Genomic DNA, 14388 nt, shown 5'->3' with positions numbered 1-14388 from the left:
CGTCGGTCCGACGGCCGTCCCCCTCTGTCAGCGCCTTGAAATAGCGACGATGAATGCCTGTGTTCAGGCCGTGGCCACTGCGCGATGAGTGCTGTAGTCGATGTAGCCTCGTCCGTCGCCGCCATAGAACGTGGCACGGTCGTAAGCATTCAGAGGCGCACCCGTACGCAAACGCTCCGGCAGGTCCGGATTGGAGACGAACATCCGGCCGAAGGCGACCAGATCGGCATCGCCGGTGTGAAGAATCTGCTCTGCGCTTTCAGCGTTGAATCCGCCGGCGGCCACAATCGTGCCGGTGAACAACCGGCCCAGATCCTTCGATGAGACAGCTGACTCGCTCGCCTCGGTGTCCTCGTTGCCGCGAATGCGCGGCTCGATCACGTGCAGGTAAGCGAGGTCGTAGCTGTTGAGTCGGCTCGCCACATAGCCGTAAGTCGCGTGTGGATCGCTGTCGGACATGGTCCCGTACACACCGCTTGGCGACAGACGTGCGGCAACGCGCCCCGCACCCCACACCGACACGACTGCCTCCACGACCTCGAACAGAAAACGCGCGCGATTCTCAATCGAACCGCCGTAAGCGTCCGTCCGGTGGTTCGAGCCATCCAGCAGGAATTGATCGATCAGATAGCCGTTCGCCGCATGCAGTTCGACGCCGTCGAAACCGGCTTCTTTCGCACGCGCGGCGCCCTGTCGAAACTGTTCGACGACGTCTGCAATCTCATGCGTGTCCAACGCGCGCGGAACGAGTTGCTCGACTTCGACGATATTGCCTTGTTCGTCGCGGATTGCAGCATGCTCATACGCGCGTATCGCCGACGGCGCGATCGGCGTCTGCCCGTTGGTGTTGGCGGGATGCGCCTGCCGGCCGGCATGCCATAGTTGCAGGAAGATGCGGGCGCCTTTGGCGTGCACGGCATGAGTGACGCGCTTCCAGCCGTCGACCTGCGCCTGAGTGTAAATGCCGGGAGCGTCGACATACGCGATGCCCAGTGGCGAGACAGCGGTAGCGTCGGTGATCAGCAAGCCGCCGTCGGACGCGCGCTGCGAATAGTATTCGACCATCAGATCGCCGGGAACGTTGCCCGCTTCAGTGCGCATGCGCGTCAGCGGCGCCAGTACGACGCGGTGCTTCAGTTCGAAGGGGCCAACGGAGATGGGTGTAAAGAGTTGGTTCATTGCTTCATCCTTGAGATATCCAGATTGGGACGGAGGAATGATCGCGCGAGTCGAGGTGACGCAGAAGGGACCACGGGGCAATAGCTGTCATTCCCGTCGGGAATACGCCGACAAGCAGCATCGATCACGTCGCTCAACGCGGGCCCCGGCGAATAGCCGGTGCCCGCGCCGGCTGGCTCACTGCGCCGTCGCTCGCGGCGGCACGTTGGCCAACAGCGGGCCGAAGCCTTCAGCGAAAGTCAGGTGCGTGATCACCGCATCGCGCAGCTTCGGATAGGGCAGTTCCGCCAGTATCGCCGTCTGCATCGCGGCCATCACCTCGCCGGCTTCCGAGCCGATCATCGTGAAGCCGAGAATGCGGTCGTCGGCGGCGGACACGAGCACTTTCATGAAGCCTTGTGTCTCGTCCGTGGCTTCGGTGCGCAACACGTTGCTCATCGGCAGCTTCGCGACCCGCACGGCGATGCCCTTCTTCTGTGCTTCGCGTTCGCTGAGCCCGACGTGCGCGAGCGGCGGATCGCTGAACATCGTGTACGGCACAAGACGATCACGCGTGCTGCGATGGCCGCCCGCCAGGTTATCCCGCACGATGCGGAAATCGTCGACGGAAACATGCGTGAACTGCGGACTCCCGGCCACTTCACCGATCGCCCACACACCGGGCGCACTCGCTTGCAGGCGGTCATTGACGCGAATGTAGCCACGTTCGTCCAGTGCAATGCCGGCTTTGTCCAAGCCGATACCGGCGGTATTCGGAATGCGGCCCGTGGCGACCAGAATGTCGCTGCCTTCAATCGTCTGCTCACCGGCTGCCGTGCGCACGGTGATGCCAACGTGCTTGCCGGATTGGCCGTCCACCTTGAGCGTCTCGGCGCCGAGCACGAGGTCGATGCCCTCGCCGCTCAGCACACGCGACATTTCATCGGCGACGTCGGCGTCTTCGCGTCCCATCAATTGCTGCCCGTGTTCGACGATCGTCACCCGGCTGCCGAAGCGCCGATACGCCTGAGCCATTTCGATACCGGTATAGCCGCCGCCGAACACGATCAGATGAGCCGGCGTGTAGTCGAGGTCCAGTGCGCCGATATGCGTGAGCGGTTGCGCCGCATTCAGACCCGGAACGTCCGGAATAGCCGCATGCGATCCGACATTGACGACAATCTGGTCGCCGCTCAGCGTGCGCGTTTCGCCATTGTCCAGTTGCACCTTGAGAGTTTTCGGTGCAATGAAACGGCCACTGCCCATGATCAGTTCGGCGCCGCTCGCCGCATACGCCTGCAGGTGAAACGCAACCTCACGTTCGATCATGCCGCGCTTGCGCTCGCGGACCTTCGCCATATCGACCGTGACTGGGCCGGTGATCGTGCCGAAGTCCCCGGCGTGCTGCGCAAGATGTGCAACACGTGCGCTCCAGATTTCGTTCTTGCTGGGTAGACACGCAACGGCCGGGCACGATCCGCCCACCCATTGACGCTCGACGACGGCGACGCGCCGGCCCGATCGCCCCAGGTGCCACGCCAGCAGCTTGCCACCCTGGCCGCTGCCGAGAATAACGGTGTCGAAATGTTCAGTTTGAGACATCACATCCTCCGATTCAGGACACTTCAATCAGCCGGACGACGCGGACCTCGCACGAACTCCGCGCTGCCCGGCTGCAACCATCACGCGGCGAGTTGCGGCGCGGCGGGGAAGTCCACCGGTACGCGCGTCGTTGCGTGCAGATAGTTAGTGACGGTCTTGTCGCCGATCACGACGATCGTGTCGACCAGATTGGCCTTGGTCCAGCCGGCGGCGAAGAACGCATCGACGAGCGCCTGATCGGCGTGCCCGCGGTTGACCGCGATGCTCTTCACCAACCGTGCGAGTGCGTCGAACTTCGCATCGAAACTTGCCTTGCCACTGCGGATTTCGAGAATCTGTTCGTCGGTGAAACCGTTCATCTTGCCGATCACGGTGTGCGCAGCCAGACAGTATTCGCAGCCGTTGACCTGGCTCACGACGAGGTTCACGATTTCGCGCGCCTTGCCGGTGATGCTGCTCTTCGCGTTCTGGAACGCAAGGTAGTTGCCGAGCGCGTGCTCCGAATGGGCGAACGTGGCGTACAGGTTGGGCACAGTGCCGAGACTGCTCTTGAGCTTGTCGAAGATCGCCTGGTTAGCCGGGGACACTTCGTCGCGCGTCGGGACATTGATGGTGGTCATGGTGAGGCTCCTGAGTAGAAAAGATAGGAAAAATCGCGTGTTATTGCGCCGTGTAGGCGCCGTCGACTGCAATGTTCTGTCCGGTGAGGTAGCGCGCCTTATCGCTCGCAAGAAAGACGATGGTCTGAGCGATCTCGTCCGGCGTCGCGGCACGTCGCGCCGGTATCGTCGCGAGGAAACCGGCCTTGCCCTCCTCGGTGCCGCCGGCAAAGCGGTCGAGCATTTCGGTGGCGACCGGGCCTGGCGCCACGGCGTTGACGCGCACGCCCGCGGTAGCGCCTTCGAGCGCCGCGCTCTTCGTGAGGCCTTCGACCGCATGCTTGCTGGCCACGTACACCGACCCACCCGCGAAGCCGACCTGGCCCGCGATCGACGAGAGGTTGATGATCGAGCCGGCGCCCTGCGCCAGCATCACGCGCATCTCGTGCTTGAGCGACAGCAGCGTGCCGAGCACATTGACCGAGAAGGTGTCTTCGTAGTTGGTCGCTGTCTGCTCGACGATCGGCGCCAATTGGCCTTCGGTGCCTGCGTTGTTGACCGCCACGTCGATGCGCCCGAAACGCTCGACGGTCCGCTCGACGACGCTGCGCACTTCGGCCTCGAAGCGCACGTCGGCGCGCAGGAATTCGGCTTCGGCGCCAAGCGCGCGCAGTTCGGCGGCGAGTGCCTGGCCTGCCTCTTCGCGACGGCCGCTGACGACCACGCGGTTTCCTTCGCGAGCGAAGGCAAGTGCGGTGGCGCGGCCGATACCGGTCAGCGCGCCAGTGATAAGGACGACGGGTGAGTTCATGTCAGTGCTCCTAGAGTTGGGTTGCTTCCAATCGCGTTTGCGATGAGTCAACTTTGAATGATTCCCGGCGGGCGATATAGACGGTGTATGCTCATATAACTGATTCCACGCAGGAATATATTGAGCAAAATGGACAAGCTGCAGGCAATGAAGACTTTCGTGCGCGTGGTGGAAGCGGGCAGTTTTTCCGCGGTCGCACACGAGGCCGACACGACGCAAAGCGCAGTGAGCAAACAGGTCGCGGCTCTCGAGCGCGAGCTGGGCGCGCGGCTGCTGACGCGAACCACGCGTTCGCTGGCACTGACGGAAGAAGGTGAACATTATTTCGAACAGGCGCGGCGCCTGGTCGCGGAAATCGCGGAGGCCGAGGGCGCGCTGCGGCGCGGCGAGCAGCAACTCACGGGCTGGCTGCGAATCGCGGCGTCGGTCGGCTTCGGTCGCCTCAAGCTCATGCCGCTGGTGCAATCGTTTCTGGCGGAGCATCCGGCCGTGAAGATCGACCTACGCCTTAGCGACAGTTTTATCGATCTCGTGGAACAGGGGATCGACGTCGCGGTGCGCATCGGCGACCTGCCGGACAGCAGCCTGATCGCGCGTCGCGTGGGAACTTCCTACCGGATGTTGATGGCGCATCGCAACTACGTGCGTTCGCTGCCGAAAGGCAAGAAGGCGCCGCGCGTTCCCGACGACCTGGTCGATCACAACTGCATCGTCTACACCGAACTGGCAATGCGCAACGCGTGGAGTTTTACGGCAGGCCCCGGCGCGGCGGAGCCGGCGGGAACCACCCGCATCGTGCGGGTCGAAGGGAATCTGCAAACCAACAGCAGTGAAGTCATGCGAGCGTCGGTCCTCGCGGGCATGGGAATTGGATACTCGCCGAACTGGCTGTTCGACGACGAACTGGCCAGCGGCGAAGTGCAACGGATATTGCCGGATTGGGAAGCGATCGCTATTCCGATCCACCTGGTGAGCCCACAGGAGCGACGGCATTCCGCCAAGGTCAGAGCGTTCGTCGACCATGTCGGAAAGGCGATGGCTCCTGGCTGAAAGGGCTGTGGAGCGAGTCTTTCGCCTCACAGTTGCCGTTGGAACAATGTCCAACGCGTCACTCGATGAACTTTAACTGCGCACCCGATCACGCGCCGGAAAGCAAGGCTCCGGCGCCAGGCACGATCGGCTCGAGCTTCAGATGATCCAGCATGCGCCGCACGGTGCATACCGCAGTCGAGACGGTGCGGATTCCCAACATGTCTTCGATGCGCTGAATCGCCGGCAATGAAGGCATCTGAACGCAGGCGGATGCCACCACCACGTCCGCGCCTTCCGTGTTCAGGCGCCGAACGTCGTCGACAAGTTGCATCGGATCGCGCAGCCCGACTTCGAGGTTGTCAGGAATTTCAAAGCAGATGGAATCGATAACCTCGATTCCTTCGTTTTCGATGTAAGCGACAACCAGGTCAGTCAACGGGCGCATATACGGCGCCATCAGCGAAATCCGACGAGCGCCCATGATCTTCAGGCCCTCTACCAAAGCGCCCGCGGAGGTCATGACTGGCGCGAGGCAATGATTGGCGCGCGCGACCTCCAACAGATCGCGTTCAGTTTCGCGATGATAGCCGGGCCCCATCGCCATGATCGCGACCAGGCACGCCGTGCTCATGACATCGACACGAGCGTCGGCGAGTTCCGCCGCGCAGCGCAAGCCTTCCTTGTTCATCGCGACCAATTCCTCCTTCGTGACCTTGTGCATTCTCATCCGGCTCGAATGGAACGTGAAGCGCTCGGGGCGAATGGCTTCACGGGCACGAAACATGGCCGGAATCTCGGTTTCCATGGTCGTATTCGAGCTTGGAACGATCTGTCCAATACGAAAGTTTTGAGGCATTTTTCAAATCTCCGAAATAGATTTAGGCATCCAGAATACTGATGGGATTTTCATGGCGTCCTGATCCGCGCGAAAAATCGCGGTCTCAGTCCGGCATGCCTGCGCCACGCGTCTCAGGCAAGAACCAGGGCAGCACGATGCCGATCAGATACACGGAACCGAGGGCCAACGCCGCCTGCGACACGCCACCAAACGATTTGATCATGCTGCCCGCGATGATCGGGAAGACCCACGCAATCAGGCGCGCCGCATTGAACACGAAGCTGATCGCAGTGGAACGCACGCTGGAACGGAAGAGTTCACACGGGTAGATCGCCATCCAGACATACGCGCAGCCCAGGGTGAAGAAGCCATTGATCGGCGCCACGATCATCATCGCTTCGACGCTGGTGGTCAGCTTGTACGTGACGAACGTCGTGATCAGCGAACCGACGAACGTGAGTGACAGGAAGGCCCGCCGTCCGATGGCATCCACCACGAAACCGGCGATCATGTAGGCCGCAATCGCGCCGACGGTGTACGCGATCGATATCTTCGAGCCCCACGACAACGCGTCGGGAATCCCCTCGGCTTTGGCGAGCGATACGGTGAAGGTCGGCAGCCAGCTTGAAATGGCCCACCAGCCGACGGTCGTGACGATCGACAGGACGAGCAGCAGCAGCGTGCGGCGCAGCGCTTCGGGTTCATTGAAGAGTTGCGTGAGGGTGAAGGGACGCTTCTCGGATGCGGGCGCGTCGCCCGCGGCCTGCTCGTTGCTCGTCGCGCTCCAGCGCTTCTCGCGCACCGCGCGTTGCCATTTCTCCGACTCGCTGACTCCGCGGCGAATGTACAGCACAAAGAGCGCCGGGACTGCGCCAAGCACGAACATCAGCCGCCAGGTTTCGGCGCCGAATGGGTGCGCCGACGAAAGCGCATACCACACGACCGCCGCGATCAGCGTGCCCCAGCCAAAGCCCGATTGCAGAAAGCCGGCCCCTTTCGCGCGAGCCCGCTCCGGCCAGGTTTCCGACAGCAGCGCGACGCCCGTGCTCCATTCGCTGCCCATTGCGAGGCCCGTGAGGAATCGCAGCCCGCACAACACCCAGAAGGTTTGCGAGAACGCAGTCAACCCCGAAAACAACGCGTAGAGAAATACGGACCAGAGCATCATCCGCTTGCGTCCGACATAGTCCGCGAGAATCCCGCCGATCAGACCGCCCGCTCCCCAGCCGAGCAACGTGATGCCGATAACCAGACCGGCGTAAGTCGTGGGGGACGCGGCTTGCTCAGGTGACAGCACCGAATGCAACATTGGCCCAAGAACAACCACGAGCGCCAGTGCTTCGTAGCCGTCGAAAATCCAGCCGAGGAAACTCGCTTTCAGTACACGCCAGTGCATCGCCGTGAGACCGTCGTACCAGTGAGTTCGCGAACTCATCGCCAGCTCTTTGTGTTCCATCTCTCGTCTCCTTCATATTTTCAACAGAATTTTCAGGCGTTCCGGTCTTACAGCGCCGGCACACGCGGCGCTGCAACAAATCGTGCGTTTGGGCGCCGGTGTACCATGTTCCACCGGCGGCGGCCAGGACAACGCCGCCTCCTTCGACATAAAATCGCGCTGCGCGCTGCCGGCCCGCGTCTTGATCTGGTCCTGCGAGGATCGATCTCTATGGCACATAGGATGCCGGTTGCCGCGCGGATTGAAAACTTCTCAATGTTCAATACAGGCATCGCCAAACGCGATGGGTGCCAACCGACCGGATTCCCCCGAAGGAGTGAGGATGCGTGTTTCAGCAGATCGGCCGTTGCGACTCGACATGGAGTCCCTGCGCATTTTCGTGGCGGTCGTCGAGGAGGGCAGCATCGCCGCGGCGGCGGCCCGCACGCACATCGTGGCATCGGCCGTCAGCAAGCGCGTATCGGATCTCGAAGACGACGCCGGCACGCCGCTGCTATATCGGCACAGCCGCGGTGTTCAAGCGACGCCTGCGGGCGAGGCGCTCTATCATCACGCGAAGCGGCTGAGCGAGCACCTGCAGCAAATTTCGGATGAACTGTCTGAATATTCGGCGGGATTGAGGGGCCATACCCGGATTTACGTGAACTTTACCGCCATGGTTCAGTATCTGCCCGGCGTGCTGCGTTCCTTTCTCCGCGCCAATCCAAACGTGCGGATCGACATGGTCGAGAAGTCGAGCGATGAAGTGGTGCAGGCGATCGCAAGCGGCGTCGCCGATCTCGGCATCTGCTCGGCGACCAAGGAGTCCCTCGGCGATCTGCAGTGGCGCCCGTACAGCGTGGATAAGCTGGTCGTGATCGTGCCGTCGGATCATCGGCTCGCCGGGCGCGCAAGCGTGAGCTTCGCGGAAGCGCTGGAGGACGACTTTGTCAGCATGCCCTACGGGACGTCCATTTCCAAATTGTGCCGCGCCGCCGCCGAGCGTGACGGCAGCCGGCTACGCGTGCGCATCGAGGTGACAAGCTTCGAGGGCGTGCGCAACATGGTCAGCGCGGGACTCGGCATCGGCGTGCTCCCCAAGGGAAGCGTGACACCGTATGTGCATTCGGCGTCGTTTCGCGCTGTCGAGCTTGACGACCCATGGTCGCTGCGGCCGCTGTCGATCATTGCGCGCAATTTTGACACCCTGCCGCTTCCCGCGCGCATGCTGGTCGATCACCTCGAAGCGCATCATGAGAACGACACGTGAGGAGCGCCGCCACTCAACGTTTCCTCCCACACCGCGCATGGCCTGATAGCGCACCGACTGCGCCATCGCGGTTCGCGATGGGTGGCGTCGCGAGTTATTGATTTACGTCGTCGGCCGCGTTACATAGCATTCAGTGCGGAAACTCAGATCACGGTACCAAGCGTTTCAACTCCCGGAGTGCGCAATATGAACGCCAAATCCCCCATCAAGGTAGCGATCCTCGACGACTATCAGAACGTCGCGCTGAGCATGGCAGACTGGTCGCCCCTCGAGAATCGCGCGGACGTGACGGTGTTCAACGACCACGTCGCTGATATCGGGAAACTGATTCAACGCCTGCAGCCATTCGATGTCGTCTGCGTAATGCGCGAACGCACCCCGCTGCCCCGCGAGGTCATCGAAAGCCTGCCGAACCTGAAGCTGATTGCCTCGACCGGCGCAGGGAATACGTCGATCGATCACGATGCGGCTGCGGAACGCGGCATCGAAATTCGTCATACGGGCTATTCGTCCACACCGACGATCGAGTTGACGTGGGGGCTGATTCTCGCAATGGCCCGCAATATTCCGCTCGAAAATCAGTCGCTGCGTCAGGGAGGCTGGCAGCTTTCGCTTGGCGATGAACTCGCGGGCAAGACGCTCGGATTGCTCGGCCTTGGCCGCGTCGGCTCGGCGGTCGGCATTATCGGGCGGGCATTCAGAATGAACGTCATCGCGTGGAGCCAGAACCTGACCGAGGAGCGCGCCGTGGAAAAGGGCGTGCAGCGAGTCAGCAGGGATGTGCTGTTCTCCACGGCGGATTTCCTGTCGATCCACGTGCGGCTGAGCGAGCGAACCCAAGGTTTGGTCGGCGCGACGGAATTCGCGCAGATGAAACCCACGAGCCGGCTGATCAATACGTCGAGAGGTCCGATCGTCGACCAGGTCGCGCTGCTGACGGCACTCACGACCGGCCAGATTGCCGGCGCCGCACTGGACGTATACGACGTGGAACCGCTCGACAATCCGCACCCTCTGCGCGAATTGCCCAACGTGCTCGCGACGCCTCATATCGGCTATGTATCGAAGGAGTTATATCGCACCTTCTATGGCGATACAGTGCGTAACATCGTTCAGTGGCTTGATGAAAGCGGAGGTTCTGCGCAAGGCTAGCCGAGCGGACGATCCTTCTCAGTGAACCATTGTCACCGGCGTAACCGTTCGCCTCGATAAAGACGCGAGCATGGCGAGCCTGCGGAAGAAACCCATGCGACTGGCGTCGATCACCATCACGTCGGGCCGGGTCGTGGCTATATAGTCGGCAATCGCTTTGGCAGGGTGACCGAAGACGCGCTTCCAATGGTAGGGCACCCCTGCTTCTTCGAGAATGGTTCGAGCGTCGATCAAAGCCTTCAGCATCGCATGCTTCTCGTGGCGCAACAGTGAGCTTCGAGTGTGGAAAGCGGCTGCGCGTCCTTGTGCGACGGGCTCGAGAACTTCCAGCAGTTCGACCTCCGTTACGCCGTGCTCGAGAAACATGAACGCGGCATAGCGGGCTGCTTCGACTGCACCGCCGTGGTCGAGGACGGGGATCAGCATTCGTATCATCCAGAACTCCTGGAAACCGGTATCGCTTTCAGCTTAGTTAAAGCCACGTTAATACGGTGTAAAAGTACCAGGATTTTGGGCGCCATTACACGGATACGGCCAACCCGCGTGCCGCCCGGCTAGGCCTGTATCGCCGCGGGGTTCAATTCGATATGCAGGATGACGAGCCACCGCTTCGGACAGTCGTCCGCGATCTGCAAGTCCTGCATGCCTTCGCCGCCCTGCTTCACGAATCCCTTCTCGCGCGCGAAGCCGAATGCGCGCCGCGCGTCGGCCTGCAGCCATAACGTCACCATCCCGCACGTCACACAGCTGAAAAGCCAGACGGCTTGATGTGGTGGCGCGGAATCGAGTTGCTGCACGAAATACGTGAAAATAGTCGTGAGAATCTGGTTTGTGACAAAGGCGATGGCGACCACCTTGCACAGCCCCCTGAATACCATCGCGGGTCTCGAGGGTGTCATGAAAGTCGGACGCCGAACTCGACGCTCACGCGGCCCTTCGCTTGTTTGAATGCCATATCGACTCCAATAGATCTCTTCATCTCTTTACAGCGCAAAGCCAGTCACCCACTATACGAAGCCCGCAGTAAAGGCCGCGCAACGATTGCCCGCAATGCCGTAAATATTGTGTGAAATTCACCTCACGCCGACCAGCCGGTACCCCACCCCCGACTCGGTGATGATGTGCTCGGGGCGCGCCGGATCGCTTTCGAGCTTGTGGCGCAGATGTCCCATGTAGATCCGCAGGTAATGGTGGTTATCGGTTTGCAACGGCCCCCATACCTCGCCGAGCAGTTGCGCATGCGTCAATACCCGCCCCGGATGACGCACCAGCGCGGAGAGAAGCCGGTATTCGATTGGACTGAGATGGACGATACGGCTATCGCGCAGCACTTGCCGCTCGCCGAGATCAACGGTGACCAGGCCGAACCGGACCTGCGGCGAGCCGGCCCGCCCGCATGCGGCCTGCCTGCGCAAATGGGCACGCATCCGCGCGCCTAGCTCGGGCAAGCCAAACGGCTTGGTCAGATAATCGTCGGCGCCGGCATCGAGCGCGGCGACCTTGTCTTCCTCGCGGCTGCGCGCCGACAAAACGATCACCGGCATCGCCGACCAGGCGCGCAACTGACGGATCACGTCGATGCCGTCCATGTCAGGCAAGGCCAGATCGATGATGACGAGATCCGCCCGCCGCGTCGCGGCCTGCGCAAGACCTTGTGCGCCGGTCTGCGCTCCGAACACGTTCATCCCGTCCGCTTCGAGGTGTGCGCGAATGAAGCGGCTTATGGTTGTGTCATCGTCTATCACAACGACTGTTATGGTGGGGTCCCTCATAGAAGCCGCGAGCGTCGACATCAATGCATTGGCTTGAGGTCGTCCAGCGCAAGGTTGAGCTGAAGCACGTTCACGCGCGCCTCGCCGAAAATGCCGAACTGCCGCCCCTGTGTATTGCTGGCGACAAGATCGCGAACCTGATCGACCGGCAGACTCCGCGCTTTCGCCACGCGTTCGACCTGATAGGCTGCGGCCGCCGGGCTGATTTGCGGGTCGAGCCCGCTGCCCGAGGACGTCACCAGATCCACCGGCACCGGTTGCGACATGTCGTTACCCGCGGCTTTCAAGGCATCGAGACGACCCTTGATTTCGTCCGCGAGCGCGGGGTTGGTCGGCCCGAGGTTCGAGCCGCCCGAACTCTGCGCGTTGTACGGCATGGGGCTGGTGGCCGACAGGCGTCCCCAGAAATAGTACGGCGCGTCGAACTGCTGGCCGATCAGTTTCGAGCCGACCGGCTTGCCGTTCTTCTCGATCAGACTGCCGCCGGCCTGTGCCGCGAAGGCGCCGCGGCCAAGGGCCGTGACGACGACCGGATAGAGCACGCCGGTGATCACGGTCATCAGGATGAAGAGGACGAGTACCGGGCGAATCAGCGTTTTCATGATCTCCACTCCGTTGCGTTCAAACCCAGCCGAACACGTTCAGCACCATATCGATCAGCTTGATGAACGGGAACGGCAGCAGAATCCCGCCCAGCCCGTAGATCAGAAGATTGCGGCGCAGCAGCGACGCGGCGCCCAGCGGCCGGTATTTCACGCCCTTGAGCGCAAGCGGAATCAGCGCAACGATGATCAGCGCGTTGAAGATCACCGCCGACAGAATCGCCGACGAAGGCGAACTCAGATGCATCACGTCGAGCACGCGCAACTGCGGATAAGTGGTCGCAAACGCCGCCGGGATGATGGCGAAGTACTTGGCGACGTCGTTGGCAATCGAGAACGTGGTGAGCGAGCCGCGTGTCATCAGCATCTGCTTGCCGATTTCGACGATCTCGATCAGCTTGGTCGGATTCGAATCGAGGTCGACCATGTTGCCCGCTTCCTTCGCGGCCTGCGTGCCGGTGTTCATCGCCACCGCGACGTCGGCTTGCGCGAGCGCCGGCGCGTCGTTGGTGCCGTCGCCGGTCATCGCGACGAGGCGCCCTTCGGCCTGGTGCGTGCGAATCGTCGTCAGCTTGGCTTCGGGCGTGACTTCCGCGAGAAAATCGTCCACCCCCGCTTCGGCGGCGATAGCCGCCGCGGTCAGCCGGTTGTCGCCCGTCACCATGATGGTCTTGATGCCCATCTTGCGCAGTTCGGCGAAGCGCTCCTTGATACCGCCCTTGACGATGTCCTTCAACTCGATCACGCCCATGCAACGCGCGACGTTTTCGCCCTGGCCTAGCTGCGCGACCACCAGCGGCGTGCTGCCGCGCCGCGCGATTTCCGTCACCGCCGCCGTCAGTTCGGACGGAAAGCGGCCGCCATGAGCTTCGACGAAATGCTTGATCGCATCGGCCGCGCCCTTGCGAATCTGGCGGTCGGGCAAATCGACACCGCTCATGCGCGACTGCGCGCTGAACGAAAGGAACGTCGCCTGCAGCGCGTGCATATCGCGTTCGCGGATATTGAAGCGCTGCTTCGCGAGCACGACGATGCTGCGCCCTTCCGGCGTTTCGTCCGCGAGCGACGACAGTTGCGCGGCATCGGCGAGCATTTCCTCAGTGACGCCCGGCGCCGGCGTGAAAGCCGACGCCTGGCGATTGCCGAGCGTGATGGTGCCGGTCTTGTCGAGCAACAGCACGTCGACGTCGCCGGCCGCTTCCACCGCGCGCCCTGAAGTGGCAATCACATTCGCCTGCATCATGCGGCTCATGCCCGCCACGCCGATTGCCGACAGCAGCCCGCCGATCGTGGTCGGAATCAGGCACACCAGCAGCGCGACCAGTGCGGTAATCGTGACGACATGCCCCGCTTTCGCCGCTTCGACCGAAAACATCGAGAACGGCAGCAGCGTGGCGGTGGCGAACAGCAGCACGAGCGTCAACGCGACGAGCAGTATCGTCAGGGCGATTTCGTTCGGCGTCTTCTGACGCTTTGCGCCTTCCACCATTGCGATCATCCGGTCCAGAAACGCCTCGCCCGGATTCACGGTGACCCGCACGACGATCCAGTCCGACAGCACGCGCGTGCCACCCGTCACCGACGAAAAGTCGCCGCCCGACTCGCGGATTACCGGCGCGGATTCGCCCGTGATCGCCGATTCGTCGACCGATGCCACGCCTTCGATCACCTCGCCGTCCGCCGGGATCACGTCACCGGTTTCGACCAGCACGACGTCGCCTTTACGCAGATCGGTCGCCGTCGTGATGCGGATCGGCGACTTGGGGTGGGAGTCTTGCAACTTCTTCGCCATGACGTCGCGCTTCGCGCCGCGCAACGACGCGGCCTGGGCTTTCGAGCGTCCCTCGGCAAGCGCCTCCGCGAAGTTGGCGAACAGCACCGTGAACCACAGCCACAACGCAATCGCGAGGATGAATCCGGCGGGCGCCTCGGCCTGGCCGCCGAGCGCGGCGATCCAGAGAATGGTCGTGAGAATGCTGCCCACGTACACACAGAACATCACCGGATTGCGCAACTGGTGGCGCGGCGCGAGTTTCTTGAACGAGTCGACGAGGGCCGGCCGGGCAATGGCCGGGTCGAACATCGAGCGCGCGGCATTGCGCGCCTGGCCGATGTTG

General features: G+C 62.2%; 14 protein-coding genes. 3 read left to right on the top strand and 11 right to left on the bottom strand.

Annotated elements, in window-relative coordinates:
- Nucleotides 1–63: 63 nt before the first annotated feature.
- The 4 genes from ACQKRQ_RS01160 to ACQKRQ_RS01145 form a co-directional block, all read right to left on the bottom strand.
- Complete coding sequence (locus ACQKRQ_RS01160; protein WP_427474729.1) at nt 64–1179, bottom strand: alkene reductase; 1116 nt, start codon at nt 1177–1179, stop codon at nt 64–66.
- 177 nt (nt 1180–1356) lie between these two features.
- A complete protein-coding gene (locus ACQKRQ_RS01155; RefSeq protein ID WP_427474728.1) occupies nt 1357–2760 on the bottom strand; it encodes a mercuric reductase in 1404 nt (467 codons plus the stop codon).
- 80 nt (nt 2761–2840) lie between these two features.
- Nucleotides 2841–3380 (bottom strand): carboxymuconolactone decarboxylase family protein, encoded by a 540-nt coding sequence (locus ACQKRQ_RS01150; protein ID WP_427474727.1) that lies wholly within the window; start codon nt 3378–3380, stop codon nt 2841–2843.
- 40 nt (nt 3381–3420) lie between these two features.
- Entirely contained in the window at nt 3421–4170 is a 750-nt protein-coding gene (locus ACQKRQ_RS01145; protein WP_132378566.1) for an SDR family NAD(P)-dependent oxidoreductase, read from the bottom strand.
- Nucleotides 4171–4299: 129 nt separating this feature from the next.
- Between ACQKRQ_RS01145 and ACQKRQ_RS01140 the strand changes: the two genes are divergently transcribed.
- The gene (locus tag ACQKRQ_RS01140) at nt 4300–5220 is read left to right on the top strand and encodes a LysR family transcriptional regulator (protein ID WP_427474726.1); all 921 of its coding nucleotides are present in this window, start codon (nt 4300–4302) and stop codon (nt 5218–5220) included.
- Between the two features lie 88 nt (nt 5221–5308).
- Here ACQKRQ_RS01140 and ACQKRQ_RS01135 read toward each other — a convergent pair whose 3' ends face one another.
- Together ACQKRQ_RS01135 and ACQKRQ_RS01130 are read right to left on the bottom strand one after the other, a co-directional pair.
- Nucleotides 5309–6058 (bottom strand): maleate cis-trans isomerase family protein, encoded by a 750-nt coding sequence (locus ACQKRQ_RS01135; protein WP_132378568.1) that lies wholly within the window; start codon nt 6056–6058, stop codon nt 5309–5311.
- An 85-nt stretch (nt 6059–6143) separates the two neighbouring features.
- Nucleotides 6144–7496 carry an MFS transporter gene (locus ACQKRQ_RS01130; protein WP_427474725.1) on the bottom strand — a complete coding sequence of 451 codons (1353 nt, stop codon included), beginning with the start codon at nt 7494–7496 and terminating at the stop codon, nt 6144–6146.
- A gap of 229 nt (nt 7497–7725) precedes the next feature.
- Between ACQKRQ_RS01130 and ACQKRQ_RS01125 the strand changes: the two genes are divergently transcribed.
- Together ACQKRQ_RS01125 and ACQKRQ_RS01120 are read left to right on the top strand one after the other, a co-directional pair.
- Nucleotides 7726–8745: a LysR family transcriptional regulator gene (locus ACQKRQ_RS01125; protein ID WP_427474724.1), complete on the top strand. Its 1020-nt coding sequence runs from the start codon at nt 7726–7728 to the stop codon at nt 8743–8745.
- Between the two features lie 186 nt (nt 8746–8931).
- Complete coding sequence (locus ACQKRQ_RS01120) at nt 8932–9897, top strand: D-2-hydroxyacid dehydrogenase family protein (RefSeq protein WP_132378572.1); 966 nt, start codon at nt 8932–8934, stop codon at nt 9895–9897.
- An 18-nt stretch (nt 9898–9915) separates the two neighbouring features.
- Here ACQKRQ_RS01120 and ACQKRQ_RS01115 read toward each other — a convergent pair whose 3' ends face one another.
- From ACQKRQ_RS01115 to kdpB, 5 genes are all read right to left on the bottom strand, one after another.
- Complete coding sequence (locus ACQKRQ_RS01115) at nt 9916–10332, bottom strand: universal stress protein (RefSeq protein WP_132378574.1); 417 nt, start codon at nt 10330–10332, stop codon at nt 9916–9918.
- A 119-nt stretch (nt 10333–10451) separates the two neighbouring features.
- Nucleotides 10452–10796 carry a hypothetical protein gene (locus ACQKRQ_RS01110; protein WP_408283604.1) on the bottom strand — a complete coding sequence of 115 codons (345 nt, stop codon included), beginning with the start codon at nt 10794–10796 and terminating at the stop codon, nt 10452–10454.
- 174 nt (nt 10797–10970) lie between these two features.
- Nucleotides 10971–11669, bottom strand: a complete 699-nt coding sequence (locus ACQKRQ_RS01105) for a response regulator (RefSeq protein WP_132379459.1) — start codon at nt 11667–11669, stop codon at nt 10971–10973.
- Between the two features lie 20 nt (nt 11670–11689).
- Complete coding sequence (gene kdpC, locus ACQKRQ_RS01100) at nt 11690–12271, bottom strand: potassium-transporting ATPase subunit KdpC (protein WP_132378576.1); 582 nt, start codon at nt 12269–12271, stop codon at nt 11690–11692.
- Between the two features lie 19 nt (nt 12272–12290).
- Nucleotides 12291–14354: a potassium-transporting ATPase subunit KdpB gene (gene kdpB, locus ACQKRQ_RS01095; RefSeq protein WP_408246591.1), complete on the bottom strand. Its 2064-nt coding sequence runs from the start codon at nt 14352–14354 to the stop codon at nt 12291–12293.
- Between the last annotated feature and the right edge of the window lie 34 nt (nt 14355–14388).

Source organism: Paraburkholderia sp. NPDC080076 (genome assembly GCF_050281145.1).
In the GTDB taxonomy this organism is placed as follows: domain Bacteria; phylum Pseudomonadota; class Gammaproteobacteria; order Burkholderiales; family Burkholderiaceae; genus Paraburkholderia.
This window is presented reverse-complemented; position numbering and strand designations above follow the sequence as displayed.